This window comes from Sanguibacter sp. Z1732 (assembly GCF_051020515.1).
Taxonomy (GTDB): domain Bacteria; phylum Actinomycetota; class Actinomycetes; order Actinomycetales; family Beutenbergiaceae; genus CALKWS01.
On record NZ_CP194857.1, the window covers coordinates 4,124,225 to 4,147,748 of the forward strand.

The 23,524-nt window shown below is 68.7% G+C and carries 26 protein-coding genes, 2 tRNA genes and 1 pseudogene; 10 read left to right on the forward strand and 19 right to left on the reverse strand.

Features of this window, described 5'->3' with window-relative positions:
• Positions 1–10 precede the first annotated feature (10 nt).
• Complete coding sequence (locus tag ACRRRO_RS21390) at positions 11–325, reverse strand: chorismate mutase (RefSeq protein WP_424788465.1); 315 nt, start codon at positions 323–325, stop codon at positions 11–13.
• A gap of 72 nt (positions 326–397) precedes the next feature.
• Here ACRRRO_RS21390 and ACRRRO_RS21395 point away from each other — a divergent pair.
• A pseudogene (locus tag ACRRRO_RS21395) lies at positions 398–1,467 on the forward strand (C45 family autoproteolytic acyltransferase/hydolase).
• On the opposite strand, the gene ACRRRO_RS21400 reads toward ACRRRO_RS21395, so the two are convergent.
• The 7 genes from ACRRRO_RS21400 to ACRRRO_RS21430 all read right to left on the reverse strand — a co-directional run bounded on the left by ACRRRO_RS21400 (position 1,457) and on the right by ACRRRO_RS21430 (position 7,665).
• Positions 1,457–2,680, reverse strand: coding sequence for a Vms1/Ankzf1 family peptidyl-tRNA hydrolase (locus ACRRRO_RS21400; RefSeq protein WP_424797681.1), 1,224 nt, complete (start codon positions 2,678–2,680; stop codon positions 1,457–1,459). The pseudogene ACRRRO_RS21395 and the gene ACRRRO_RS21400 overlap by 11 nt on opposite strands.
• Positions 2,681–2,768: 88 nt before the next feature.
• Complete coding sequence (locus ACRRRO_RS21405) at positions 2,769–3,113, reverse strand: UBP-type zinc finger domain-containing protein (RefSeq protein WP_424797682.1); 345 nt, start codon at positions 3,111–3,113, stop codon at positions 2,769–2,771.
• A 63-nt stretch (positions 3,114–3,176) separates the two neighbouring features.
• Positions 3,177–4,451, reverse strand: coding sequence for an ATP-dependent Clp protease ATP-binding subunit ClpX (gene clpX, locus ACRRRO_RS21410; RefSeq protein WP_424791839.1), 1,275 nt, complete (start codon positions 4,449–4,451; stop codon positions 3,177–3,179).
• 332 nt (positions 4,452–4,783) lie between these two features.
• Positions 4,784–5,461 (reverse strand): ATP-dependent Clp protease proteolytic subunit, encoded by a 678-nt coding sequence (locus tag ACRRRO_RS21415; RefSeq protein WP_424788469.1) that lies wholly within the window; start codon positions 5,459–5,461, stop codon positions 4,784–4,786.
• 30 nt (positions 5,462–5,491) lie between these two features.
• Positions 5,492–6,082 carry an ATP-dependent Clp protease proteolytic subunit gene (locus ACRRRO_RS21420; RefSeq protein WP_424797771.1) on the reverse strand — a complete coding sequence of 197 codons (591 nt, stop codon included), beginning with the start codon at positions 6,080–6,082 and terminating at the stop codon, positions 5,492–5,494.
• A 130-nt stretch (positions 6,083–6,212) separates the two neighbouring features.
• Positions 6,213–7,265: a trigger factor gene (tig, locus tag ACRRRO_RS21425; protein WP_434080818.1), complete on the reverse strand. Its 1,053-nt coding sequence runs from the start codon at positions 7,263–7,265 to the stop codon at positions 6,213–6,215.
• Positions 7,249–7,665 (reverse strand): trigger factor, encoded by a 417-nt coding sequence (locus tag ACRRRO_RS21430; protein ID WP_434080819.1) that lies wholly within the window; start codon positions 7,663–7,665, stop codon positions 7,249–7,251. The genes tig and ACRRRO_RS21430 overlap by 17 nt, the downstream gene beginning before the upstream one ends.
• Positions 7,666–7,949: 284 nt before the next feature.
• On the opposite strand from ACRRRO_RS21430, the gene ACRRRO_RS21435 reads away from it, so the two are divergent.
• Both ACRRRO_RS21435 and ACRRRO_RS21440 read left to right on the forward strand, forming a co-directional pair.
• A complete protein-coding gene (locus tag ACRRRO_RS21435) occupies positions 7,950–9,146 on the forward strand; it encodes an MFS transporter (RefSeq protein ID WP_424797684.1) in 1,197 nt (398 codons plus the stop codon).
• A gap of 207 nt (positions 9,147–9,353) precedes the next feature.
• Positions 9,354–10,898: a SulP family inorganic anion transporter gene (locus ACRRRO_RS21440; protein WP_424797685.1), complete on the forward strand. Its 1,545-nt coding sequence runs from the start codon at positions 9,354–9,356 to the stop codon at positions 10,896–10,898.
• Between the two features lie 2 nt (positions 10,899–10,900).
• Here ACRRRO_RS21440 and ACRRRO_RS21445 read toward each other — a convergent pair whose 3' ends face one another.
• Positions 10,901–11,191, reverse strand: coding sequence for a DUF1905 domain-containing protein (locus tag ACRRRO_RS21445; protein ID WP_424797686.1), 291 nt, complete (start codon positions 11,189–11,191; stop codon positions 10,901–10,903).
• A 56-nt stretch (positions 11,192–11,247) separates the two neighbouring features.
• Positions 11,248–11,895 (reverse strand): maleylpyruvate isomerase family mycothiol-dependent enzyme, encoded by a 648-nt coding sequence (locus ACRRRO_RS21450; RefSeq protein ID WP_424797687.1) that lies wholly within the window; start codon positions 11,893–11,895, stop codon positions 11,248–11,250.
• 139 nt (positions 11,896–12,034) lie between these two features.
• Between ACRRRO_RS21450 and ACRRRO_RS21455 the strand changes: the two genes are divergently transcribed.
• On the forward strand, positions 12,035–12,742 hold the full coding sequence (locus tag ACRRRO_RS21455; protein WP_424797688.1) for a winged helix-turn-helix transcriptional regulator: 708 nt from the start codon (positions 12,035–12,037) through the stop codon (positions 12,740–12,742).
• Between the two features lie 12 nt (positions 12,743–12,754).
• Here the strand turns inward: ACRRRO_RS21455 and ACRRRO_RS21460 are convergent.
• A tRNA-Pro gene (locus ACRRRO_RS21460) sits at positions 12,755–12,831 on the reverse strand.
• Between the two features lie 112 nt (positions 12,832–12,943).
• On the opposite strand from ACRRRO_RS21460, the gene ACRRRO_RS21465 reads away from it, so the two are divergent.
• Positions 12,944–13,017, forward strand: a tRNA-Gly gene (locus ACRRRO_RS21465).
• A 204-nt stretch (positions 13,018–13,221) separates the two neighbouring features.
• Here ACRRRO_RS21465 and rpmF read toward each other — a convergent pair.
• The 4 genes from rpmF to ACRRRO_RS21485 form a co-directional block, all read right to left on the reverse strand.
• Positions 13,222–13,392, reverse strand: coding sequence for a 50S ribosomal protein L32 (gene rpmF, locus ACRRRO_RS21470; protein ID WP_434080820.1), 171 nt, complete (start codon positions 13,390–13,392; stop codon positions 13,222–13,224).
• A 91-nt stretch (positions 13,393–13,483) separates the two neighbouring features.
• Entirely contained in the window at positions 13,484–13,738 is a 255-nt protein-coding gene (locus ACRRRO_RS21475; protein ID WP_424788478.1) for a type B 50S ribosomal protein L31, read from the reverse strand.
• 270 nt (positions 13,739–14,008) lie between these two features.
• Positions 14,009–15,031: a DUF1648 domain-containing protein gene (locus ACRRRO_RS21480; RefSeq protein WP_424797689.1), complete on the reverse strand. Its 1,023-nt coding sequence runs from the start codon at positions 15,029–15,031 to the stop codon at positions 14,009–14,011.
• A complete protein-coding gene (locus tag ACRRRO_RS21485; RefSeq protein WP_424797772.1) occupies positions 15,021–15,377 on the reverse strand; it encodes a GntR family transcriptional regulator in 357 nt (118 codons plus the stop codon). Before ACRRRO_RS21485 ends, ACRRRO_RS21480 begins: the two co-directional genes overlap by 11 nt.
• Before the next feature lie 249 nt (positions 15,378–15,626).
• Between ACRRRO_RS21485 and cysK the strand changes: the two genes are divergently transcribed.
• Both cysK and cysE read left to right on the forward strand, forming a co-directional pair.
• Positions 15,627–16,562, forward strand: coding sequence for a cysteine synthase A (cysK, locus tag ACRRRO_RS21490; protein ID WP_424788481.1), 936 nt, complete (start codon positions 15,627–15,629; stop codon positions 16,560–16,562).
• 29 nt (positions 16,563–16,591) lie between these two features.
• On the forward strand, positions 16,592–17,194 hold the full coding sequence (gene cysE, locus ACRRRO_RS21495) for a serine O-acetyltransferase (RefSeq protein WP_424797773.1): 603 nt from the start codon (positions 16,592–16,594) through the stop codon (positions 17,192–17,194).
• 1 nt (position 17,195) lies between these two features.
• On the opposite strand, the gene ACRRRO_RS21500 is transcribed toward cysE, so the two are convergent.
• A complete protein-coding gene (locus ACRRRO_RS21500; RefSeq protein WP_424797690.1) occupies positions 17,196–17,537 on the reverse strand; it encodes an MGMT family protein in 342 nt (113 codons plus the stop codon).
• Positions 17,538–17,557: 20 nt separating this feature from the next.
• Between ACRRRO_RS21500 and ACRRRO_RS21505 the strand changes: the two genes are divergently transcribed.
• Both ACRRRO_RS21505 and ACRRRO_RS21510 read left to right on the forward strand, forming a co-directional pair.
• The gene (locus ACRRRO_RS21505; protein ID WP_434080821.1) at positions 17,558–17,839 is read left to right on the forward strand and encodes a hypothetical protein; all 282 of its coding nucleotides are present in this window, start codon (positions 17,558–17,560) and stop codon (positions 17,837–17,839) included.
• Positions 17,839–18,264 (forward strand): hypothetical protein, encoded by a 426-nt coding sequence (locus ACRRRO_RS21510; RefSeq protein WP_434080822.1) that lies wholly within the window; start codon positions 17,839–17,841, stop codon positions 18,262–18,264. The genes ACRRRO_RS21505 and ACRRRO_RS21510 overlap by 1 nt, the downstream gene beginning before the upstream one ends.
• Here the strand turns inward: ACRRRO_RS21510 and ACRRRO_RS21515 are convergent.
• The 3 genes from ACRRRO_RS21515 to ACRRRO_RS21525 all read right to left on the reverse strand — a co-directional run bounded on the left by ACRRRO_RS21515 (position 18,246) and on the right by ACRRRO_RS21525 (position 20,825).
• Positions 18,246–18,695, reverse strand: a complete 450-nt coding sequence (locus ACRRRO_RS21515) for a ribose-5-phosphate isomerase (RefSeq protein ID WP_424797692.1) — start codon at positions 18,693–18,695, stop codon at positions 18,246–18,248. The two genes, ACRRRO_RS21510 and ACRRRO_RS21515, sit on opposite strands and share 19 nt — an antisense overlap.
• 67 nt (positions 18,696–18,762) lie before the next feature.
• Positions 18,763–19,269, reverse strand: a complete 507-nt coding sequence (locus ACRRRO_RS21520; RefSeq protein WP_424797693.1) for a rhodanese-like domain-containing protein — start codon at positions 19,267–19,269, stop codon at positions 18,763–18,765.
• Between the two features lie 290 nt (positions 19,270–19,559).
• On the reverse strand, positions 19,560–20,825 hold the full coding sequence (locus ACRRRO_RS21525) for a mycothiol-dependent nitroreductase Rv2466c family protein (protein WP_434080823.1): 1,266 nt from the start codon (positions 20,823–20,825) through the stop codon (positions 19,560–19,562).
• Between the two features lie 114 nt (positions 20,826–20,939).
• Here ACRRRO_RS21525 and pepN point away from each other — a divergent pair, with 114 nt between their 5' ends.
• The gene (pepN, locus tag ACRRRO_RS21530) at positions 20,940–23,516 is read left to right on the forward strand and encodes an aminopeptidase N (RefSeq protein WP_434080824.1); all 2,577 of its coding nucleotides are present in this window, start codon (positions 20,940–20,942) and stop codon (positions 23,514–23,516) included.
• Positions 23,517–23,524 lie beyond the last annotated feature (8 nt).

Genomic DNA, 23,524 nt, shown 5'->3' on the forward strand with positions numbered 1-23,524 from the left:
ATCGCGTCGGTCAGGGCCGCGCGCCGGCGATGTCCTCGTGGTGGCGGATCACCTCGGCCACGATGAAATTGAGGAACTTCTCGGCGAACACCGGGTCCAGCCCGGCATCCTCGGCGAGCGCGCGCAAGCGGGCGATCTGGCGTTCCTCCCGCGCCGGATCCGAGGGCGGCAGTCCCAGCTCGGCCTTGAGTCGGCCCACGCTCTGGGTGCACTTGAACCGTTCGGCGAGCAGGTGCACCAGTGCGGCGTCGATGTTGTCGATGCTGCCCCGCAGGCTGAGGAGTTCGGAAGGAATGCCGGCTCCGCCGTCAGGTGAGGAACTCATCGTCTCATCGTATGCGCACCGGCCCCCTCGGTCGCACCGGCGGACGTGGCAGAGTCAGGTGTCATGACGGCGATGACGATCCACACCCACCGCACCGCGACCATCAATCCGGCCGAGCGCGGCCGGGAGTACGGAAGCACATGGTCGAGGCAGATCCGCGCTGCGGTGGGCGAGTACCGCCAGCACTTCAGGACCGTCGGTATCGATGCCGACACGGTCCGCCGGGTCAGTGAGTCGGCGGGCGAGGGTATCCGGGCCGGGATGCCGGATCTGTCGGAGGAGATCGAGCAGATCGCCGCCGGCGCCGACCTGCCGCCCTGGCAGGTCATGATGCTCAATGCGCGCACCGAGATCCTGGCCCTGGCCCCACCTGCGCAGGAGTGCTCGGCCACCGTGTTCTGGCCCAGCGGCGGTATCCCGCACACCATGCAGACATGGGACTGGCGGCCGGGTCTGCGACGGAGTCGTTGGTGTCGGCCTTTCCGACCGCCGAGGCGAGTTCCCAGGTGGTGACCTTCGCCGAGTTCGGGCAGGTCGGCAAGATCGGAGTGAACAGTCACGGCCTGGGACTACATTTCAACATCCTGCGCCACCGCAGCGACGGGTCCCGGATCGGGACCCCGGTGCACGTGGCGGCACGGCACATCCTGGAGGTCGCGACCACCGTCTCCGAGGCCGTCGAGGTAGCCCGCTCGTTGACCTTCGGCGCCTCCAGCGTGTTCACCCTTGCGTCCCGCAGCGGGCACCTGCGAGCGGCCTGTGTGGAGGTGACACCGGTGGGAGTCGGGGTCGTCGAGGGCGGCGAAGGGGCGGCGTTGAACCACACCAACCACTTCCTGGACCCCGAACTGGCGTCCGGAGCGCAGCCCGCTGCATCCGGGAGCACCTCCGGGCGCCGGCTGGAGTACCTGGACGGGCAGTCGCAAGCACTCTCGATCGCCGATCCGTTACAGCGGATCGCGGCACTGCGCCGCGCGCCGGAGGTGGCCATCTGTGTGCGCCGCAGCCCGGGGGTGCCCGCACATGAGGACAGCGTCACCAAGGCGACGATCGCCCTGGATCTGGTCACCCCAGCCCTGGGTATCCACAGCGGGGGCCCCCGAGACGTTCAGCCCGACACCTGGCGGACCATCACCGTGTGAGGCCACTGTGGGCCCCGGCGCCATCCCGCGAGCCGCTGGTCGCCCCGGCGTCCCGGCTCATCGTGTAGGTCGACTGGCCAGGTGTGGAGTCATCGTCCCAACGCAGCAGGGCTGCGACGTCGTCAGGCACGTCCAGGGCGGCCTCATCCACCAGGGTGATCCCGGCATCGGTGGCCGCGACCAGTCGGCCCAGGGCCACCGAGGCGGTGACCTGTTGGGGCTGGTCCGCGCCGAGTCCGCGAACCTCCTCCTCGTTCATCCCGGCCTGGACCGCCTCGGGCCCGATCCACGCCGTGGTGGTGCGCAGCGCCGAATCAGTGTGCAGCACCGTCTCGGCCAGCAGGACCTCCTCGACCTGGCCTCGGCGCAGCGCATCGAGCACGTCGTCCACACCGGCCACGGCGGCACCGTCCCGGCCTGCCTGTTCCTTGAAGCGCTCCAGGACCTGCTCCCTGCGCCGCATCCGGTACTGGTGGAAGACTCCGGCGATCTCCTCGGTGAATGCGCCCTCGTGCACCCCGTCTGCTCTGGAACCGGATTCGAGCACGTGCGTGATTCCGGCGACCTGTTCGGTGGCGGCCTCACGCAGGAGCGCCACCATCCGGAGTTCACCGGTCAGCAGCACCAGTTCGGGCTGTTTGCTGCGCACGTAGCGCTCGATCTCCTCCGCGATCTGCGTGGCATTGCGCTCGAAGGAGTCCTCCGCGCGGGAGTGGATGCGGCGATGTGCCAGGCCGCCTTCGCGGTTCTTGGTCAGCTCGTCCTGGTCCCCGGTAACGGTGCGCTCGGCGGAGCGGTCCGCGGCCGTGGAGGTGTCCAGGGTGCTCAGGTCGGCGCCGGAGCGGTCCACCTCCACCAGGACCGCCCGCACGGTGTCATCGGCCTGCCACGCCAGCGAGAGCACATCCACACCGCGGCCCAGTACCGCTGAGTCCGTTGCGGGCGGCTCGGAGAGCAGGCGGTCGATCTGCACGCCCTCGGTGGTGGCGACCAGGATGCGCCCATGGGTCCCGGAGGCGCCGGTGTTCTCCCGGACTCGCTCGGCCAGGACCTCCAGCAACTCCGCACTCGCACCCTGCTCGGACAACTGCGAGGACAGCGAGCGCCAGCGGGCGTCCATCTCCTCCTGCGCCTTCGGTCCGGTGCGGGTGGCGTCGAACACCACGGTCACCACGGCGGTATCGGTGGGCAGGTCCGGAAGTTGCAGTCGCATCGGTAACCTCCTGCGTCTCGGGATAGGTCCGGTGCCAGTCAAACAACGCCTGCGCCGGCTCGCGACTCGAGAGGCCGCCGGTCTTCGATCAGCGCACGTGGTCGCGCCAGTCCGGCGGTACGGCACCGCGCGGACCGGGGGCGGGCTGCTCCGGTGGGCGATGCTGCGGCGGGGCCAGGTCCGGCCCGGTGATCCGCTGCTCGGTGCGATAGTCCCAGTACCAGGATTGGTGCGGCTCGAAGGACCGGATATAGCGATGCCCGGTCGACTCATAATGGGCGGTGGCGTGCCGGCTGGGTGAACTGTCGCAACAACCGATATGGCCGCACTGGGCGCACCGGCGCAGGTGCATCCACCACCCGCCGTCGGCGAGACACTCCGCGCAGGCGGTTCCGCTCGGGGGAACCGTCACATCGATCCCGGACTGGTCCACGGGGACACCTCCACTCCCCCAACCGCCCTGCCGAGCGGGACCGAGCCGCGAGTAGGGTTACGGTCAGGCGCTCTTCTCGCGCGGTTCTTCCTTGGTGTCCCGGTCCCGCGGGACAAGGGTCGGGTTGACGTTCTCCAGCACCACCTCACGGGTGATCACCACCCGGGCGATGTCCTCCCGGGAGGGGATGTCGAACATCACCGGCTGGAGCACTTCCTCCATGATCGAGCGCAGCGCCCGGGCGCCGGTGCCACGCAACTCGGCCTGTTCGGCCACCGCCTCGATGGCGTCGTCGGTGAACTCCAGTTCCACGCCGTCGAGTTCGAAGATTCGCTTGTACTGCTTCACGAGGGCGTTGCGCGGTTCGGTGATGATCTGCTTCAGCGCCGCCACGTCGAGCGGGCTCACGGTGGCCACCACCGGCAGGCGCCCGATGAACTCCGGGATCAGCCCGTACTTGAGCAGGTCCTCGGGCATGACGTCCTCGATCATCCCCATGGTGTCGGCGCTCTTGAGCGGGGAGCCGAAACCGATCCCGCGCTTACCCGCCCGGGAGGAGATGATGTCGTCCAGTCCGGCGAAGGCCCCGGCCACGATGAACAGCACGTTGGTGGTGTCGATGGTCAGGAACTCCTGGTGCGGGTGCTTGCGACCACCCTGCGGCGGCACCGAAGCCTGGGTGCCCTCCAGGATCTTCAGCAGTGCCTGTTGCACGCCCTCTCCGGAGACGTCGCGGGTGATGGAGGGGTTCTCGGACTTGCGGGCGATCTTGTCGATCTCGTCGATGTAGATGATCCCGGTCTCGGCCTTCTTCACATCGAAGTCGGCGGCCTGGATCAGTTTGAGAAGGATGTTCTCCACGTCCTCGCCCACGTACCCGGCCTCAGTGAGGGCGGTGGCGTCGGCGATCGCGAACGGCACGTTCAGCATCTTCGCGAGCGTGCGGGCCAGTTCGGTCTTACCGCACCCGGTGGGACCGACCATGAGGATGTTGGACTTGCTCAACTCCACACCGTCGTCGTCGGCGCCGCCGGGGGCCTCACCGGATTGGACGCGCTTGTAGTGGTTGTACACCGCCACCGCCAGTGCCTTCTTGGCACTGTCCTGGCCCACGATGTACTCCTCCAGGAAGGTGTAGATCTCCTTGGGCTTGGGCAGGTCCACCAGGCCGAGTTCCCCGGCTTCGGCCAGTTCCTCCTCGATGATCTCGTTGCACAACTCGATGCACTCATCGCAGATGTAGACACCGGGGCCGGCGATCAGTTTGACCACCTGCTTCTGGCTCTTCCCGCAGAAGGAGCACTTGAGCAGGTCAGCGCCCTCTCCGACTCGTGCCATGGGTGCCGCCTTCCTGACGTGGAGTTTGGGTCCGCACCAGCGGGTGCTGCGGATCGTGCGCTCGATCAATTCTAAGCCGCCCCTCCCACATCGCGCTGTGTTCACGAGGTGGGAAGCGCCTCTTGCACTCTACGGCGCGGTCGGGATGGGCGGGCGCAGGCTCAGCGCGTGTCTGGTGCGTCCATGTCCCCGCCGGCGCTGCGGGCCGGCGCCCGGCACGGCAGCGGACGACGACGCGGGGCGCCGATGCGGAGCGCCCCGCCGGCGGTAGTCGCGGGCGGGGCGCTCGGCGGTCGGACGGGACCGGAGGGAGGCGGTGGGAACAGACCCGGTCAGGCGTCGTCTCCGGGGCCCAGTTCCGGCAACGGGGCCTTGCGGCTCTCCAGGACCTGGTCGACCAGACCGTAATCCAGCGCCTCGGCGGCAGAGAGGATCTTGTCCCGCTCGATGTCCTGGGTGATCTGTTCCTGGGGCGTGCTGGAGTGCTTGGCCAGGGTGGCCTCGAGCCACTCGCGCATACGCAGCATCTCGTTCGCGTGGATCTCGATGTCGGAAGCCTGGGCGTAGCCGCCCTCCATCGCAGGCTGGTGGATGAGCACGCGAGCGTTCGGCAACGCCAGCCGCTTGCCCGGCGTCCCGGCCGCCAGCAGCACCGCGGCGGCGGAGGCGGCCTGGCCCAGCACCACCGTCTGCACCTGCGGCTTGATGTACTGCATGGTGTCGTAGATCGCCGTCATCGCGGTGAAGGAACCACCGGGTGAGTTGATGTAGATGATGATGTCGCTGTCCGGGTCCTGGGCCTCCAGGACCAGCAACTGGGCCATCACGTCGTCGGCCGAGGCGTCATCGACCTGCACCCCGAGGAAGATGATTCGATCCTCGAACAGTTTGGTGTAGGGGTCCTGGCGCTTGAAGCCGTAGGCGGTGCGCTCCTCGAACTGGGGCAGCACATAGCGGGAAGAGGGGCTGGCGGCCCGGCCACCGAAGCCCTGGATGTGGGGGATGTTCACGTGTGCATCTCCTGGTCTTGGGTGGACTGATCAGTTGCCGACGGACTTGGCGGAGGAGACCACCTCGTCGATGAAGCCGTACTCCAGGGCCTCCTCGGCGGTGAACCAGCGGTCCCGGTCGGAGTCGCGGTTGATCTGCTCAACGCTCTTGCCGGTCTGCTCGGCGATCAACTCCGCCATGACCTTCTTCATGTGCAGGATCAATTCGGCGTGGATCTTGATGTCGGTGGCCGTGCCACCGATCCCACCGGAGGGCTGGTGCATCATCACCCGTGCGTGCGGGGTGGCGAACCGCTTCCCCGGAGTTCCCGAGGACAGCAGGAACTGACCCATCGAGGCTGCCATACCCATGGCCACGGTGGCCACGTCGGGCTTGATGAACTGCATGGTGTCGTAGATGGCCATGCCGGCGGTGATCGAACCGCCGGGTGAATTGATGTACAGCCAGATGTCCTTGTCCGGGTCCTCTGCGGCGAGCAGCATCATCTGCGCAGAGATCTGGTTGGCGTTGTCATCACGCACGTCCGAACCGAGCCAGATGATGCGCTCGGACATGAGACGGCTGTAGATGTGGTCACCAAGGGCGAAGTTCTTGGAATCGGCCGAGGCAGCCTTAGGCATCTCGCTCACGTACCTTCTCCTGATCGTCGACGGGCTGGAAAACTCCTGCTGTTGACACTAACGCCGCCGCCGGCAAAGCCATGCCGGCGGCGGGTCGGTTTCGCTGTCGGCGCAGCAGCCGACGAGCGGATCAGTCCTTGCTCGGTTCGGCTTCCTCGGTCTGGTCCCCGGCGTCGGTGCCCTCGACCGCCTCGGCGGCCGCGTCGTCGTCGCCCTCGTCCAGGTCCACGTCCACCAACTCGGTGGCCGGGCCTGCGGCGGCCTGGACAGCCGCGGCTTGCGCCTCGGCCTCCATCTGGGCGTCCTCCTCATCGGAACCGATGTAGTCGGTCAGGTCCACCTCGGCCCCGGTGGAGTCCACCACCTTGACCTGCCGCAGCGCGGTGGCGACCGACTTGTTCCGGGTGACCTCGGCGATGAAGGAAGGCATCTGCCCGTTCTCGGAGGCGTTCTTGATGAGTTCGTTGGGGTCCATCTGGTACTGACGGGCGGTGTTCAGCATGAACTCCAGCACCTCGTTCTGACCGATCTTGACGTCGACCTGCTCAGCCAGGACATCCAGCAGCAACTGCCGGCGCAGCCCCTCGGTGGTCTCCACCCGCACTTCCTCGCCGTGCTCGGTGTCGTCCTCGCGACCCTCGGCGGCCAGGTGTCGGGTGACCTCGTCCTCCACCACACCGGTGGGGATCGGGAAGTCGGCGGCCTCCTGCAGGTGCTCGATCAGTTTGTCGCGGGCCTGGATCGCCTGCTCGTTGCGCTTGGCGTCGGCGGCCTGGGTGCGCAGCGACTCCTTGAGCTCCTCGACGGTGTCGTGCTCGGAAGCCATCTGGGCGAAGTCGTCATCGACCTCGGGCAGCTCCTGCTCCTTGATCACGCTGGCGGTCACGGTGACCTCGGCGTCCTCACCGGCATGGTCCCCGCCCACCAGCGCGGAGGAGAACGTGGTGGTCTCCCCGGCGGAGAGCCCGGTCAGCGCCTCGTCGAGTCCCTCGAGCATGTTGCCGGCGCCGATCTGGTAGGAGACACCGGAGACCGAGTCGATCTCCTCCTCCTCGATGGTGGCGGTCAGGTCCAGCGTGACGAAGTCCCCGTCCGCAGCCGGCCGCTCCACACCGACCAGAGTGGCGTACCGCTCGCGCAGGGTCGTCAGTTCGGTCTCCACGTCCTCATCGGTGACCTCCACGTCGTCGACGGTGAGGGGTGATCTCGGACAGGTCCGGCAGGGTGATCTCCGGGCGCACATCCACCTCGGCGGTGAAGACCAGGTCCTCGGACTCAGCGACCCCCGGCAGTCCGGTGACCTCGACGGAGGGCTGGCCGATCGGCTTGATCCCGGCCTCCACCACCGCGTCGCGGTAGAGCCCCGGCAGCGCCTCGTTCACCGCCTGCTCCATCACCACAGCCTTACCGACGCGCTGGTCGATGATGCGCGGGGGCACCTTGCCCTTGCGGAAGCCGGGGATGCTGACCTGCTGGGCGACCTCCTTGTACGCCCGGTCCAGGCTGGGTTGCAGGTCGGTGAGCGGGACCTCCACGGTCAGCTTCACGCGGGTCTGGTCGAGGTTCTCGACTGCGCTCTTCACTTTGATTGGCTCCATGTCTCACTTGGGGTCTTCAGGGCCGGCGTCGGTGGCCTGCACCCGCCGTGGGCCCGCTCTCGGTCCTGACGCCACCCATGTCAAGACAGCGGACGGCACAGAAACCTGGGCATGGCAGGGCTCACCGACACGCGCAGCGGATCCATCCTACCCGCCCACTACCAGTGCCCGCGTGGCCGGGTAGCACGTCTCACAGCAGGCCCGTGCCCCTTCAACTAGGTGGGGTGACGATTTGGCCCGCACGAGGCGCTGATGCAAGGCTGCCGAGCGTGCCCACCGACGTCCGCCGCGCCCGGGTCGCGGTCACCATCGCCTTCGCCACCAACGGCGCACTCCCGGCGACGCTGCTGGCCCGGTACGCCGAGGTCAAGGGTCTGCTCGCCCTCTCCGATGCCACCTTCGGGCTGCTCGTGGCCGGATACGCCGTCGGCGCCGCGGCGGCATTGAACCTGCCCGGGATCGTGCTGCGCCGGATCGGCACGCGGGCCACCACGACCGCCGGCACCGCCTGGGTCGCCGTCTGCCTGTTCCTGGCCACCCTCGGGGTGAGTGCGGGCAACGTCTGGCTGGTGCTGGCCGGGTTGGCCCTGGCCGGGTGGGCCGATGCCATCGTGGACGTGGCCCAGAACGCCCAGGGCCTGGCCGTGCAGGCCGCTCGGGGCTCCTCGGTGCTGAACTCGATGCACGCCGGGTGGAGCGTGGGGGCGGCAGCCGGCGGCGTGGTCGGCACCCTCGCGGCCACCGCAGCGGTGCCGTTGCCGATTCACCTTGGTGGCTGGGGGCTGGCCTGCGTGGCCGCGATGACGGTGGCCGGCCGGGCGTTCCTCCCGGATCGCAGCACCGCAGTCACTGACGGCACCGGTAGAGGCGAAGGATCAGGTGACGCACCGATGCGGGCCTCGCGGCGTCCGAACTGGTTCTCGCTCCGGCTGCTGTTGCCCCTGGGGCTGCTGGCACTGGCCGGGATGTCGGTGGAGGACGTGGGCAACAACTGGTCCGCCGTGCTCCTGGCCACCGAACGAGGAGTGGCGCTTGGTTCCGCCGGGATCGGGCTGAGCGCGCTGCTCATCGCGCAGTTCATCGGACGGATGCTCGGAGACCGGTTCGTGGACCGGGTCGGGGAGCACACCGCGCTGATGACCAGCCTGATCGGCATGATCGCCGGCCTGCTGCTGCTGGCCTGGGTGCCGTCGGCAACCCTGACGGTCGCCGGGCTGGCACTGGCCGGGTTGAGCAGCGCCATCACCATCCCGTTGGCTTTCGCCCGCGCCGATCAGGTTCCGGGTCTTCGCCCGCATAGCGGGGTGACCTGGATCGCACTGTCCATTCGCGTGACCGCGATCGGTCTGAGCCCGGCGATCGGCGCGATGAGCTCGGCCAGTTCGCTCCCCCTGGCTATCACCGTCGTGACGGCCGCCTCGGTGCTGGCGCTGGTGGCGCAGACATCCCGCAGACCCCGGCCGTAGGGCACTGTTCGCCGGCCAGGGCGCTGCCGGCCCGTGACGCCGTTCCTCACCAGAGGTCCCCACCCACGGCCCGTGGGCGCTCCGGCGAATCGGGTGGGTAGGGTTGAGCGCTGGGCCGGGCCTCGTCCCGGTGCGCCCCGTCCCGCCCGGCCCGTGTCCGGCGATCCGCCCAGGACGTCGGGCATCCACCACGAGCACGGAGTTGTCATGACCTCATCCTCTGCTGCGCCGCGTCCACCGCGGCGCACCCCGATGCAGCGGCGTCAGGCCCGTACGGAGGACGTCACCTCCGTGCTCGGGGCGCTTCGGAACCCGCGGAGGTTGCGCACCGAGGTGCTGGCCGGGCTGGTGGTGGCCCTGGCACTGATTCCGGAGGCGATCAGTTTCTCCATCATCGCCGGGGTGGACCCGCGGGTGGGGCTGTTCGCCTCCTTCACGATGGCGGTCTCGATCGCCTTCGTGGGAGGCCGGCCGGCGATGATCTCGGCGGCCACCGGCGCGGTCGCGCTGGTGATCGCCCCGGTGATGCGCGAGCACGGGATGGACTACCTGATCGCCACGGTGATCCTGGCCGGGATCATCCAGGTGCTCTTCGGTGTGCTCGGGGTGGCCCGGTTGATGCGGTTCATACCGCGCAGCGTGATGGTCGGGTTCGTCAACGCCCTGGCGATCCTGATCTTCCTCGCCCAGGTGCCCTATCTGACCGGGGTCTCCTGGATGGTGTACCTGATGGTCGCCGTCGGCATCGGAGTCCTGGTGTTCCTGCCCAAACTCACCACCGTGGTGCCCGCCCCGTTGGTGGCGATCGTGGTGCTCACGGCGGTGACGCTGGCGTTCTCCCTGCGGGTGCCCGATGTGGCCGACGAGGGGGAACTGCCCGACTCCTTGCCGACGCTGTTCCTGCCCGATGTGCCCATGACGCTGGAGACGTTGCGGATCATCGCCCCGTTCGCCATCGGGATGGCCCTGGTGGGGCTGATGGAGTCGCTGATGACGGCCAAGCTGGTCGATGACATCACCGACACCCACTCCAACAAGACCCGCGAGTCCTGGGGGCAGGGCGTGGCGAACATCATCACCGGCTTCTTCGGTGGCATGGGCGGATGCGCGATGATCGGCCAGACCATGATCAACGTCAAGGAATCCCGCGCCCGCACCCGCATCTCCACCTTCCTGGCCGGGGTCTTCCTGCTCATCCTGGTGGTGGGCTTCGGCGATGTCATCGGGCAGATCCCGATGGCTGCCCTGGTGGCCGTGATGATCATGGTCTCGGTAGGAACCTTCGATTGGCACTCGGTGCGACTGCGCACGCTGCGCCGGATGCCCAAGAGCGAGACCGCGGTCATGGTCACCACCGTGGTGATCACGGTGGCCACCGGGAACCTCGCCTACGGGGTGCTCGCCGGTGTCGTGGTCGCAGCCGTCATGTTCGTCAACCGGGTGGCCCACCTGACCCACGTGGTCGAACTGGACCGCCCGGATGAGAACACCCGCGTGTACGGCGTGGTCGGTGAATTGCTGTGGGCCTCCTCCAACGACCTGATCTACCAGTTCGACTACACCGGTGACCCCGCGAACGTCGTCATCGACCTGTCCAGATCCCACATCTGGGACGCTTCGACCGTCGCGACCCTGGATGCCATCACGCAGAAGTACCGGGACAAGGGCAAGAGTGTGACCATCACCGGCCTGAACGAAGCCAGTGCCGAGCGCCATACCCGCCTGGCGGGATACCTGAACGGGCAGGCTTGAGCTCAGCGGAGACGGCGTTGCAGGTGAACGACGACGTCGTCGCCCAGGCTCTTGCCGAGCCGCTTACGCATCGCGGCACTGAGTGAGAGCATGTGTCCGCCACGACCGGTGACCATCAGTCCGACGTCGGGCATCGGGATCTCGTCCACGCTGGCGTCTACCCGCACGCTCTTCCTGGTCCCGAAGAACCCGGCTGAGCCCGGCATCTCGACGCACGACCAGACTTCTCCTTTGACGTCGACGCCGATCGGAGCGGTGAAGGTGTGGTCGAGGTTCTGCGGGAAGTCGGTCATTGCGCCCTTTCGTGAGGTGATGGGTTCGCGCGGATGGTGAGCCCTGCGACGGTGGTTCAGGCTGTGCTGCCGTCCAGGCGTGCCTGCAGGATCGGCACTCCTGGCCCGTGGAGCTGGTCGAGGTACGGTGCGCGGCCGGCCATGCTCATCACCAAGGCGAGGGTAGAACCGGTGACCAGCGGTCCGGAGCCAGTGGCGAACGGCCCATCGTCCGCCCGCAGGTGCAGACCGGCCGCCCGCGTGTGGCTGGCGACGGCGAAGTCCCGTCGGGCGAAGAAGTCGGCCACGGGCGTCAGCGCCTCGATGCTGGGCCTCCTGGGCAGCCCCAACGGCCAGCGGACGTCCTGGCAGTGCACGACGACCTCACCGAGATAGGCCGCGGTGTGGCCGGACGGTGCCGTGGTGCTACCGATCACAGCACGGAACCGGTCGAGCGTTGCGGCGGGAGTGTCGCCGCGGTACTCGGTGAGCCGCCGCTCGTTGTGGACGTCGGGACGAAAACGTGCGCCACACATGCTCCGTAGCCACTGCCACTGGTTCAGGCTGGCGGCCGCCGTGAGGTGCGCGACGACCTGCTCGACGTCCCACTGCCCGCACAAGGTGTCGTGTCGCCACTGGTCCGCACTGAGGGTCGACAGGTCCTCCGCCAGCGCGGCCCGCTCGGCCCGCATCAGCGCCCACAGGCCGCCGTCGCTTCTCCCCATGGTGTTAGTTTCCCTCCTCGCGACGCCGGAGCCGCCGCCAATGCCCCCATGCTGGCTCCTCCTCGGGTGTGGGTGCCACCTACCGGTGTCACTACGGATAGCATAGTGCACGCTACAGGATCAGTAGTAACATGTGTCAATGGCATCCCGAAGGTCATACGGCTCGTACAACGACGGCTGCGCCGCCGCCCACGCACTCGACCTCATCGGCGAACGGTGGACGATGATCGTCGTTCGGGAACTCCTACTGGGGCCCAAGCGCTTCTCCGACATCCAGCGAGACGTCATCGGTATCGGGCCCACCGTCCTGACCCAGCGCCTGCATCACCTGGAGGCCAGCGGCATCGCGCAACGACGCCGCTGGCCCGGACCAGGGCGCATCGACGTCTACGAACTGACCGAATGGGGCTACCGACTGGAAGCCGTCAACACGGCTCTGTCCCGGTGGGCCGTGACATCGCCCGCACTGCCCCGCGAGGCGGATATGAGCCCCGACACCGTGACCCTCGCGATGCGCGCCCACGCACGGCCGGCCTCCAGGGGCCGAGGTGAGCGATGTGTCGCGTTGGTGCTCACCGACTCCAGGCGGCCGGACGCCCAACCGGTCACCTATACGGCGCGGATGACCGCGCGAGCCACGACCATCGAGCGGTCGCCGGAACCGCAACGGACCGATGCGCAGGCCTCAGCCACCACCCGGGACTGGAGGGCGTGCGTGATCGGGGATGTCCCACTCGAGGAACTGCCGGATGTGCGCGTGTCCGGCGACGAGGGCGCGGTGCGCGACCTCATCGTCGCGACATCGCTCAGCGGCGCTTCGGCCTCACCTCTCGATGCGAAGGGCTGAGACCTGTCCTGCTGGTCGGGATGACAGGATTTGAACCTGCGACCTTCCGCTCCCAAAGCGGACGCGCTACCAACCTGCGCCACATCCCGAGGCAACCACACGGCGCCAATCAGGGATTCTATCCCTGCCAACCCCCTACCCGGCACCACCGAAGGGGGCTGCTCGATCGGCCGCGCGAAGGATGTAGAATTGCTGCCGCACGCGGGTGTAGCTCAATGGTAGAGCCTCTGCCTTCCAAGCAGATGGTGCGAGTTCGATTCTCGTCACCCGCTCCATGAGGTCGGAGCAGGCCGTGCCCACATCGACGTGGGCCGGGCCCCGACGGTCTCCGACGCGGTGCGCGTGGGGCGCGCCGTCTGCGGGCACGCTGCTGCTGCCGCAAGGATGGCGCAGCCCCACGTGCAAGCCCCGGGAGGTAGGGACGACTCAGGGCCGCCACCCGCTGGGGTGACGGCCCTGGAATCCGTGCGGTGGCCGACTCAGTCGTCGGTATCGACCAGGCCACGCTCGACGGCGCGGGCCAGGCGCCGCGGCACCCTGACCTCACGCCCGCCGGCGCGGACGGGTACGAGGTCCGCGGCCTTGGTCTTCCACTGCGAGCGGCGCGAGCGGGTGTTGCTGCGCGAGAGCTTGCGCTTGGGAACTGCCATGAGCCCTACCTCCCCTTCCGTCGAGAGTTGTCTGTGTGATGGTCGCCCCGGCCACGAAGGGCCGACGGCGTGGGTCACCGAGCGGGGACGCCTACTTGCCCTCGGGCTTGGCGTAGCGGCGGCGGAACTTCTCCACCCGGCCCGCGGTGTCCATGATCTTCTGCTTGCCCGTGTAGAACGGGTGCGAAGCGGCGGAGATGTCGACGTCGACCACCGGGTAGGTGTTGCCGTCCTCCCACTCCACGGTGTTCTCCGAGGTGATGGTGGACTTCGTCAGGATCGAGAAGTCGGCGGAGATGTCGCGGAACACCACCTGGTGGTACTCCGGGTGAATGTCCTTCTTCATGTCTGCTTCCTACGTAGTTCGACGGCGCGGGCTCTGGTTGCCAGCGGGCTGGTGGCTCCGGACAAGGCCCAGACAACGAGTCAGGCGCGTGCGCTGGTCCGTTCGGACCGGATTGCACGCCGCAGCAAGGATTGCCAGTCACGCTGCGCCCGGGACATCATACCCACATCCCGACCCCGACAGCGATGCGTCGCCGATGTGGCACCGCGCACACCCGGACCGCCGCCCCCGCATCCTGCCGGCCCGTGCACGCGACGTCCGGTCGGCTCCTCACCCATTCTCCCGGGTGTCCGCGCGGCTGCGCACCCGATAGGCCGCCAACACCGCCACGGCGGTAGCGGCGTCGTCGACCGTCACCACGAACTGGCGCCCGTTGCGGCGGGTGACCTGGATGGCCTCTCCGGTGCGCAGCACCACTCCGAACCGTCCCGGCACGAACCGCAGACCCACTCCCCCGAACTCCCCGGCCGGATTGACATCCACCACACCGACGGAGTCGATGTCCGCCAGCGGCACCCGCAACCGGGGCAATCCCACCAGCGAGGTCACGGTGAGCCCATCCCGGCCCGCGCGGACCCGGAATGCCCCGGTTACGGCGGCGGCCACCATCAGGATCGCCAGCGTGCCGGTGAGGATCCACGGCATCGTCGGGTCGGTGGGGATCAACCAGGCCGCGATGGTGCCCAGCAGCAGCGCGACCAGGCTGACCGCGAGGATGCCCATGCCCGATCCGCCCAAGGTCGTGACGCGTAGCCAGGCCACGTCCTCTCCCTCAGCAAGATCGAGGGGTTCGGAGGAGCGTTCCGGCTTGGTGACCGCAGGCATGTGCGGTTGGGCGAACCAGCCACCGGCCCCGGCGGCCAGTCCCACCAGCGAACTGATCAGCACCGCCGGGGTGATCGTGGCGACCTGTGTCGCATCGTCCAGGCCCCGCTGGACCATCAGCGACCAGGTGCTCAGCACCGTGAGCATCGCCGACAGTCCGGCTGCGGTGGCGCCCAGGAACCGGTAGGTCACGCCCTGATCACCCAGTTTGAGCCCCGGCAGGGCGCTCAGGCCCATGAGCGCGGGCACACCGAAGCCGGTCAGCACGGTCACCGCAATCACGGTCCATAGCGGAGCGAACCCATCGGGCGCGCCGGCGGCGTCCCAATGGATGGCCACCGGGTTCGGTAGTGCGGGGGCAATGGCCACCTGGACGATCACGGCCGCGGCCGTCAGCATCGCCGGGATCAGGATGGTGACGAGGCCGAACCTGCTGACCGTGCCGTTGCTGGTGGGTTCAGCGGTCATCGGAGAGCTCCTTCACGATCGAGGCAAGTGTTTCGGTGGACAAACCCAGGGCCCGGGCCCGTTCGACGAGGTCGAGAACGTCGCGATGGATCTGGGCCAGTTGGCCCGCGGCTTCTGTCAGCACTGCGCCCCTGCCACGGCGCATCGTCACCAGACCCTCATCGCGCAGGTCCTGGTAGGCCTTCAGCACGGTGTGCAGGTTGACATCCAGTGCGGCGGCCACCTCCCTGGCCGAGGGCAGCCGTTCGCCGGGCCGGATCCGGCCTGCGGCCGCGCCGGCCCGTACCGAGGCCGCCACCTGCTCGAACAGGGGCGTCTCGCTCGACTGGTCGACCCGGATCAACATCTGACTGTTATATAAGAACTGTAACAGTTGAAGCAAGGTGGTCAAGGAATAAACCCGTGCCCTCCCTGGCTGTAGCGGGTGGCAGCCGTCGCCCGGGATGAGTTGCGGCTCGCGTTCGCAGGAACTGCGGCTCGCGTTCGTGATTCGAGACGATCCGGGCTGGCGACGACATCGGGCGCCGAGCATGGCAGGCTGGCAGCGGAATCTCGTCCGGGCGCAGAACGGTGCCCGCCGAACAGGAGGAAACCTATGGCTCGCATCTACGACAACGCCACCGACCTGGTCGGTAACACGCCGCTGGTGCGGTTGAACAAACTCACCGAGGGACTTGGGGCCACCGTGCTGGCCAAGCTCGAGTTCTATAACCCCGCCTCCAGCGTGAAGGACCGGATCGGGGTGTCGATCGTCGACGCGGCCGAAGCCTCCGGTGAACTCCCCCCGGGTGGCACCATCGTGGAGGCCACCAGTGGGAACACCGGTATCGCGCTGGCCTTCGTCGGTGCTGCCCGTGGCTACAACGTCGTGCTGACCATGCCCGAGACCATGTCCAACGAGCGCAAGATGCTGCTCAAGGCCTACGGCGCCGAGCTCATCCTCACCCCCGGCTCGGAGGGCATGAAGGGGGCTGTGGCCAAGGCGGAGCAGGTGGCGGCCGAGCGTGAGGGCGCCGTTCTGGCCCGCCAGTTCGCCAACGAAGCCAATCCCGCCATCCACCGCAAGACCACCGCCGAGGAGGTCTGGAACGACACCGACGGCGAGATCGACATTTTCGTCTCCGGGATCGGCACCGGTGGCACGATCACCGGAGTCGGCCAGGTACTCAAGGAGCGCAAGCCGCAGGTGCAGATCATCGCGGTGGAGCCGGCCGAGTCCCCGATCCTCAACGGCGGAGACCCCGGGCCGCACAAGATCCAGGGCCTGGGCGCCAACTTCGTCCCGGAGATCCTGGACACCTCCGTCTACGACGAGGTGATCGACGTCGACGCCCAGACCGCGGTCAAGCAGGCCCGGCGCGCGGCGACCGAGGAAGGTTTGCTGGTCGGCATCTCCTCCGGTGCCGCGATCGACGCCGCGCTGCAGGTGGCCGCGCGTCCGGAGAACGAGGGCAAGACCATCGTGGTGGTGATCCCCTCCTTCGGTGAGCGGTACCTGTCCACCATCCTGTACGCCGACCTCGCCGAATGAGTTACCCCTACATCACCCACACCGCAGCGATGCACCCCGCAGCCTCCGGCACCACCTGGTCCGGGGTGCGCGCGCGGGTGCGCGAGGACCTCGAGACGGCCAAGCAGCGCGACCCGGCCGCCCGGACTTCTGTCGAAGTTGCGCTGACCTACCCGGGCGTGCACGCCCTGTGGATCTACAGGCTGGCCCACCATCTGTGGAACCTGGGTGGCCCGGCCAAGTTGCCCGCGCGGCTCATCTCCCACTTCGCCCGGATATTCACCGGGGTGGAGATCCACCCCGGTGCGGCGATCGGACGGCGCTTCTTCATCGACCACGGGATGGGTGTCGTGGTCGGGGAGACCGCGGTGGTCGGTGATGACGTCCTCATGTTTCACACCTCCACCCTGGGTGGGCGCTCGATGTCCAAGGGCAAGCGTCACCCCACCGTCGGCGACCGGGTGATGATCGGTGCCGGAGCGAAGGTCCTCGGCCCGATCACCCTCGGTGATGACGTCCAGGTCGGCGCCAACGCGGTCGTGGTGCGGGACGTACCGGCGAACTCGGTGGTGGTGGGGGTCCCCGGGCAGGTGCGCAACCGGCCGACGACGTCGGCGTTCGGGGACCTGGAGGACCCGGCCCTGTACATCTGAGTCAGAGCCCGGGCTGCCAGCCCGCCCCCCGTAGATCCACCCGGAGGGGATCCGCGCTGCGAAGCGCGGTCCCTTCGTTGCGGTAGTGCACCGCGGCCCGCTCGCGCAAGTGCTCCGGTACCAACCCAGTGGCCGGAACCACCCGCCACCAGGGCACCTGGTGGCCATGGATGGACATGATCCGGCCCACAGTTCGCGCCGAGCCGCGTCCGGTCAGGACCCGGGCGGCGTCGGCGATCGCGCCGTAACTGCTGGCCCGGCCCGGGGGGATCTGGGCCACCAGGTCCAACACCAGGTCGGCGTACTCCTCCCCCGCGCTGGGCGGGTCTTCCGCGGCGTCCATCCCGGCCTACCCTAGAGGGGATGAGTCACAGCACCGCCTGCGTCCACTGCGGCGACACCGATGATCACGTCCATCTGGACAGTGCCGAGCACGCTCGGTCCCGGCGTCGTGCGCTGCTGTACGCCGTCGCCGCACGCGCGGTGATGGTGGTCGCGGCGATACTGACGATCCTGTTGGCCCTGCCGACCCCCGCGGCGGCGGCCGGTCTCGCTGCCGGCATCGCCCTGTGGGCGCTGAGTACCGGGCAGGGGTGCTCACCTCGGCGCTTCTGGCAAGCCGGCTGGGGCGGACCCGGGCGCTGATGCTCGGGGCACTCCTCGCGGCGGCGCTGACGCCCGCGTTGGCCGCGATCGCCGCGCGGATGGATCCGATGGTTTGGACGTTTGCCGCCGCGATCGCGGTGGGCTACCTGACCGGTGCCTTCGCCGCCGAGGCCGTACGCCTGTGGCGGCTGCGGGCGCTGCTGGCCCAGGACACCCGGGAGGGTGAGGTGGCGCGCGATTCCGCGACGATCACCCGTCACCAGGACCGGGACCTGGCCGACCTGGCCGCGACCGCAGCATTGGCGGTGCTGGTGGGCGGCTACGTATGGGCGACCGGGGTGCTCCCACTGCTGGTGCTCGTGCTGGTGCCCCTGCACGTGGCGATCGTGGCGCTATTGCGGCGCACCGCAGTTCGCCAACCCCACCATCGCCGGGTGGAACTGCGTCAGCGCGACGACTCGTAGTCGCCGACCAGGTCGATGCGGCGCTGGTGGCGCTCGGCGCCGCTGAACGGCTCGGCCAGGAACGCCTCAACGATCTCGATCGCCTCGGCCTCGGTGTGCTGGCGGGCACCGATGCCGGCGACGTTGGCGTCGTTGTGGGCGCGGGCGAGGGTGGCCGTTTCCACGCCCCAGACCAGGGCCGCCCGCGCGCCGTCGACCTTGTTCGCCGCGATCTGTTCGCCATTGCCGCTGCCGCCGATCACCAATCCCAGCGAGCCCGGCTCCGCGACCGTGGCCTCGGCGGCAGCGAAGCAGTACGCCGGGTAGTCGTCCTCGGCGTCATAGGAATGGGCACCGTGGTCGACGACGTCGTGGCCGGCGGTGCGCAGGTGCTGCAGGAGGACGGTCTTCAGTTCGTAGCCGGCGTGATCCGCCGCGATGTGGATGCGCATGGCTTCCATTGTGCCGCGTGCTGGGCGCACCCGCGTCCAGCACGCCCGCGACTCACCCGCCGGCTGCTCAACCGGTGGCCAGGCCGGCTGCGCGCCACTCCTCGAAGCCCCCGGCCAGGAACGCCGGACGAGCCAGGTCCACCTCGCCCAGCGCCTGGGCGAGCGCGGCGGCCTCCACGCCGTCCGTGCTGACCAGGATCGCGCCGCCACCCTCGCGGTGGCGCACCAACCAGGTGATGAGCAGGTGCGCCTCGATCTGCACCACCTCGGGTGTGACGCCGCCCGGTGCGCTGCCGGTCAACTGGCCATCACGGGCCCGGTGCCACGCCGGCCGGATGTCCACCAGAACGGCCCTGCCGTGCAACGCGTCCTGGTAGGCGGCTCTGGGCGTGATCGCCTCCGGGGCCGCCTGAGCTCCGCGGGCGGGGCCGGTCCGAGCCGCGAACAGACGGGGTGCGCGCGTGCGGAGCGCCGTGGGTGCGCGCGATCCGGAGGAGGAGGGGGTGCGGGCCCGGGCCGGGTAGGCGCTCTGGTCCAGGGCCAGATCCCAGGGGGTGCCGGTGACGACGGCCATGTGCGGTGTCCTTCTTCGATCAGGGGTGCGGGGCGCGGGGCGGGATGGGCATTCGCATCCCGCCGGTACACCTCGGTGCAGCCCATGACGACGCTCCGGGCACGGCGGCCCGGTCCGTGGCGCAGTCGATCGAAGGCATGCCAGCAGTGGATCACTCTCGTGGTGGAATCGGAACCGCCGGCCCGGCCCTCTCGGATACTGAGATGGCGCCGCGGTCCGGGTCGGGCTGGGCGAGGCCGCTGCCCGCACCGACCCGGAGTCGCCGCCGGGCACTCCCCGGAGCGGACCCGTCAGAAGGTGGTGTAGTTGGCCCGAGCCACGGAGAAGCCGCGACCGCTCATCACCGAGTAGCAGGTCACCCCGCTCTCCTCGCTGGTGCACCAGAAGTCGTTCACGACGGTGGACTCGCCGTAGTCGAGTTCGGCCAGGCCGTCCGGGGCGGAGGTGGCCGGCTCCTCGCTCAGGCACGGCAGCGTCGCCTCGTCCTCGGACACCTGCAGCACCCGGCCGTACGGGCCGTCACAGGGCTGATCCGGAACGCTGTAGGAGTGCGAGCCGATCGTGCAAGTGGCGGAGTCGGCGCCGAGTTCGCACCAGATGTTGCCCGACGGGGTGACGAATGCGGCCTCGCTGACTGCGTCTTCCGGGGGTTGCAGGGCGGGCTCGTCTTCCTCGTCTTCCTCGTCTTCCTCGGGTTCCTCGGCCTCTGGCTCCTCCCGCCCGGGTTCCTCGTCGGCGGTAGCAGCCGGCTCGGTGGCGGCTGGGGTCGGCTCACCCTCCGGTCTGGGGTGGCTGATCAGCAGTGCGATCAGCACGACCACCAGGATCGAGTCCACCACGATCAACGCCATCACGCCGCGGCTCAGACCACGCGCCGCCATAGTCAGCACCTCCTTCACCGGTTGGCGGTCGGCCGGGCACTTCCGGCCACCCGCCGCCGGTACCTCAGTCGAAGATCGGGCCCCGGGTACGAGTGCGCTTGAGTTCGAAGAAGCCCTCGAAGCGGCGGCCTGCACTACCGCGTCCCAGAGCTTACCGGCTTCCTCACCCTTGGGTGCCGGCGTGACCACCGGGCCGAAGAAGGCAATGCCGTTGAACGCCACGACCGGGGTCCCCACGTCCTGACCCACCAGTCCGATGCCCCGGTCGTGCGACGCCCGCAGGGACTCGTCGTGGGCCCCCGAGTCGGCCAGGTCGATCGCTTCCGCCGGCAGACCCACCTCCGCCACCGACTCGATCAGCACCTGACGCTGGTCGTCCCGGCGGCCCTGCGGGTGGTACCGGGTGCCGATCGCGTCGTAGAGCGGCTTGACGTACTCCTGTCCATGGACTTCCCGGATGCCGTTGATCAGGCGGACCGGGGCCATCGCGGTGGCAAGGGAGGCGCGGTAGGACTCGGAGATGTCGTCCTTGTCCTCGTTCAGCACCGTCAGGGACATCACGTGCCAGTTCACCGTGATGTTACGGACCTTGGCCACCTCGTCCATCCAGCGGGACGTCATCCAAGCCCACGGGCAAGCGGGGTCGAACCAGAAGTCGGCAACGTCGTCGGTCATGAACACGCACTCCTTCGCAGAACGGGAATCAACTCGGTCTGCCCCGCTGTTCGTGACAGGATCGCTGGTGGCAGACCGCCGCCCATCCTATGCGACGTCGAGGAGACGCCCCCCGTGCCTGGAGAGAACCTCACCCGAGCCGAAGCCATCACACGCGCCGAACGGGTGCAGGTGTCCAGTTATCAGGTCGAGTTGGACCTGACCGGAACGGGTGCCACGTTCGCCTCCCACACCACCGTCACCTTCACCGCGAAGCCGGGGTCGGACACGTTCATCGACCTGATCGCCCCGGCGGTGCACAAGGTGGTGCTGAACGGGCGCGAACTCGACCCTGCCCAGGTCTTCGCCGGCTCCCGGATCGCCCTGGCGGACCTGGCCGAGCAGAACGAACTGGTGGTGCACGCCGACTGCGCCTACATGAACACCGGTGAGGGCCTGCACCGGTTCGTCGACCCGGTGGACTCCGAGACCTACTTGTACTCCCAGTTCGAGGTGGCCGACACCCGCCGGGTCTTCGCCGTATTCGAACAGCCCGACCTCAAGGCCACCTTCACCTTCACCGTCCGGGCCCCGAAGCACTGGCAGGTGGTGTCCAACTCCCCCACTCCCACTCCGACCACGGACGACGACGGTACGGCCACCTGGGCGTTCGAGCCCACCGAGGTGCTGCCGTGCTACGTGACGGCGATCATCGCCGGCCCCTATCACCGGGTCACCGACGAGTTCACCAGTTCCGACGGGCGCACGATCGATCTGAGTCTGTTCTGCCGCACCTCGCTGGCGCAGTATCTCGACGCCGATGACCTGATGGAACTCACCAGGGCGGGCTTCGCCTTCTTCGAGGAGGCCTTCGACTACCCCTACCCCTACGCCAAGTACGACCAGTTGTTCGTACCGGAGTTCAACGCCGGGGCGATGGAGAACGCCGGCGCGGTGACGTTCCTGGAGAATTACGTGTTCCGCTCTGCGGTCCCCGAGGCGATGGTGGAGCGGCGCGCGGTGACGGTGCTGCACGAGATGGCGCACATGTGGTTCGGGGACCTGGTCACCATGAGATGGTGGAACGATCTGTGGCTGAACGAGTCCTTCGCCGAGTATGCCTCCACGCTGGCCACCGCCGAGGCCACCCAGTGGACCCAGGCCTGGACCACGTTCGCGTCACTGGAGAAGTCCTGGGCCTACCGACAGGACCAGTTGCCCTCCACCCACCCGATCGTGGCCGAGATCAACGACCTGCAGGACGTGCTGGTCAACTTCGACGGGATCACCTACGCCAAGGGGGCCTCGGTACTGAAGCAGCTCGTGGCCTGGGTGGGCCGGGACGCCTTCGTCGCCGGTGTGCGCGCCTACTTCCGCAAGCACGCCTGGGGCAGCACCGAGTTGCGCGATCTGCTGGCCGAGTTGGAGGCCACCTCCGGGCGGGACCTGACCGCGTGGTCGAAGGTGTGGCTGGAAGAAGCGGGCGTGACCCTGCTTCGTCCACAGGTCGAGACCGACTCCCAGGGCCGGATCACGTCCTTCGCGATCACCCAGGAGGCACCGGAGGAGCACCCGGTGCTGCGCCCGCACCGCATCGCGGTGGGCTGCTACACCCTGACCGACGCCGGCACGCTGGAGCGGGTGCACCGGGTGGAACTGGACATCGACGGTGCGGCCACCCCGGTGCCGGACCTGGTCGGGCTGGACTCACCCACCCTCATCCTGATCAACGATGACGACCTGGCCTACGCCAAGGTGCGCCTGGATGAGCGGTCGCTGGCCAACGCGGTGGAGCACCTGAAGGACTTCCGCCTCTCACTTCCCCGCACCCTGGTGTGGAACGCGGCCTGGGACATGACCCGCGACGGGGAGTGGCCGGCTGCGAAGTTCATCGACCTGGTCACCACGAACATCGCCGCCGAGACCGACTCCTCGGTGGTGCTGGTGCTGTTGCGCCAACTGGCCACCGCGGTCTCGGCCTACGTGGACCCGGCCCACCGCGAGGAGACCGAGGTCGCCGTGGCGGACCGGCTGTGGGAGTTGGGCGGTGCCGCCGACCCGGGCTCGGACGCCCAACTCCAGTTCGTCAGGGCCTTCGCCACCCACGCGGTCGCGCCGGCACACGTCCAGACCCTCAGCGGTCTGCTCGATGGGTCGGAGTCACTGCCGGGGCTCGCGGTGGACACCGACCTGCGCTGGGAGTTGCTCACCGCACTCGTGGCCGCGGGCGGGGCCGATGAGGCCCGGATCGATGCGGAGTTGGAACTCGACCCCACCGCCACCGGTCAGCGCGCCGCGGCCGGGGCCCGAGCCGGCGTCCCCACCCCCGAAGCGAAGGAGCGGGTCTGGGCCGATGCAGTGCGTGTCGACGGGTTGCCGAACGCGTTGCAGCGGGCGGTGATCGCCGGGTTCAGCCGGGTGCGGGACCGCAGCCTGCTGGCCCCGTTCGCGCACCGCTACTTCGACGTGATCGAGGAGGAGGTGTGGAACACCCACACCCACGAGATGGCGCAGAACATCGTGGTGGGCCTGTTCCCGAACGTCCTGGCCGACATCGATACCTCCACCGGGGTGGATGTGCCGGGGATGGCGCAGGAGTTCCTCGACGCCCTGGGCGATCGCGCCCCGGCGCTGCGCCGCCTGGTCACCGAGTCGGCGGACGGTGTCCGCAGGGCCCTGCACGCCCAACGAGTGGACCGCGCCGCCCGCTGAACTGCTCG

Coding starts and splice junctions, on each gene's coding strand:
- ACRRRO_RS21390 (WP_424788465.1), bottom strand. CDS start 325: ATGAGTTCCTCACCTGACGGCGGAGCCGGCATTCCTTCCGAACTCCTC.
- ACRRRO_RS21400 (WP_424797681.1), bottom strand. CDS start 2,680: ATGCGACTGCAACTTCCGGACCTGCCCACCGATACCGCCGTGGTGACC.
- clpX (WP_424791839.1), bottom strand. CDS start 4,451: ATGGCACGAGTCGGAGAGGGCGCTGACCTGCTCAAGTGCTCCTTCTGC.
- ACRRRO_RS21420 (WP_424797771.1), bottom strand. CDS start 6,082: ATGCCTAAGGCTGCCTCGGCCGATTCCAAGAACTTCGCCCTTGGTGAC.
- ACRRRO_RS21440 (WP_424797685.1), top strand. CDS start 9,354: ATGACCTCATCCTCTGCTGCGCCGCGTCCACCGCGGCGCACCCCGATG.
- ACRRRO_RS21445 (WP_424797686.1), bottom strand. CDS start 11,191: ATGACCGACTTCCCGCAGAACCTCGACCACACCTTCACCGCTCCGATC.
- ACRRRO_RS21450 (WP_424797687.1), bottom strand. CDS start 11,895: ATGGGGAGAAGCGACGGCGGCCTGTGGGCGCTGATGCGGGCCGAGCGG.
- ACRRRO_RS21455 (WP_424797688.1), top strand. CDS start 12,035: ATGGCATCCCGAAGGTCATACGGCTCGTACAACGACGGCTGCGCCGCC.
- rpmF (WP_434080820.1), bottom strand. CDS start 13,392: ATGGCAGTTCCCAAGCGCAAGCTCTCGCGCAGCAACACCCGCTCGCGC.
- ACRRRO_RS21475 (WP_424788478.1), bottom strand. CDS start 13,738: ATGAAGAAGGACATTCACCCGGAGTACCACCAGGTGGTGTTCCGCGAC.
- ACRRRO_RS21480 (WP_424797689.1), bottom strand. CDS start 15,031: ATGACCGCTGAACCCACCAGCAACGGCACGGTCAGCAGGTTCGGCCTC.
- ACRRRO_RS21485 (WP_424797772.1), bottom strand. CDS start 15,377: ATGTTGATCCGGGTCGACCAGTCGAGCGAGACGCCCCTGTTCGAGCAG.
- cysK (WP_424788481.1), top strand. CDS start 15,627: ATGGCTCGCATCTACGACAACGCCACCGACCTGGTCGGTAACACGCCG.
- cysE (WP_424797773.1), top strand. CDS start 16,592: ATGCACCCCGCAGCCTCCGGCACCACCTGGTCCGGGGTGCGCGCGCGG.
- ACRRRO_RS21500 (WP_424797690.1), bottom strand. CDS start 17,537: ATGGACGCCGCGGAAGACCCGCCCAGCGCGGGGGAGGAGTACGCCGAC.
- ACRRRO_RS21505 (WP_434080821.1), top strand. CDS start 17,558: ATGAGTCACAGCACCGCCTGCGTCCACTGCGGCGACACCGATGATCAC.
- ACRRRO_RS21510 (WP_434080822.1), top strand. CDS start 17,839: ATGCTCGGGGCACTCCTCGCGGCGGCGCTGACGCCCGCGTTGGCCGCG.
- ACRRRO_RS21515 (WP_424797692.1), bottom strand. CDS start 18,695: ATGCGCATCCACATCGCGGCGGATCACGCCGGCTACGAACTGAAGACC.
- ACRRRO_RS21520 (WP_424797693.1), bottom strand. CDS start 19,269: ATGGCCGTCGTCACCGGCACCCCCTGGGATCTGGCCCTGGACCAGAGC.
- ACRRRO_RS21525 (WP_434080823.1), bottom strand. CDS start 20,825: ATGACCGACGACGTTGCCGACTTCTGGTTCGACCCCGCTTGCCCGTGG.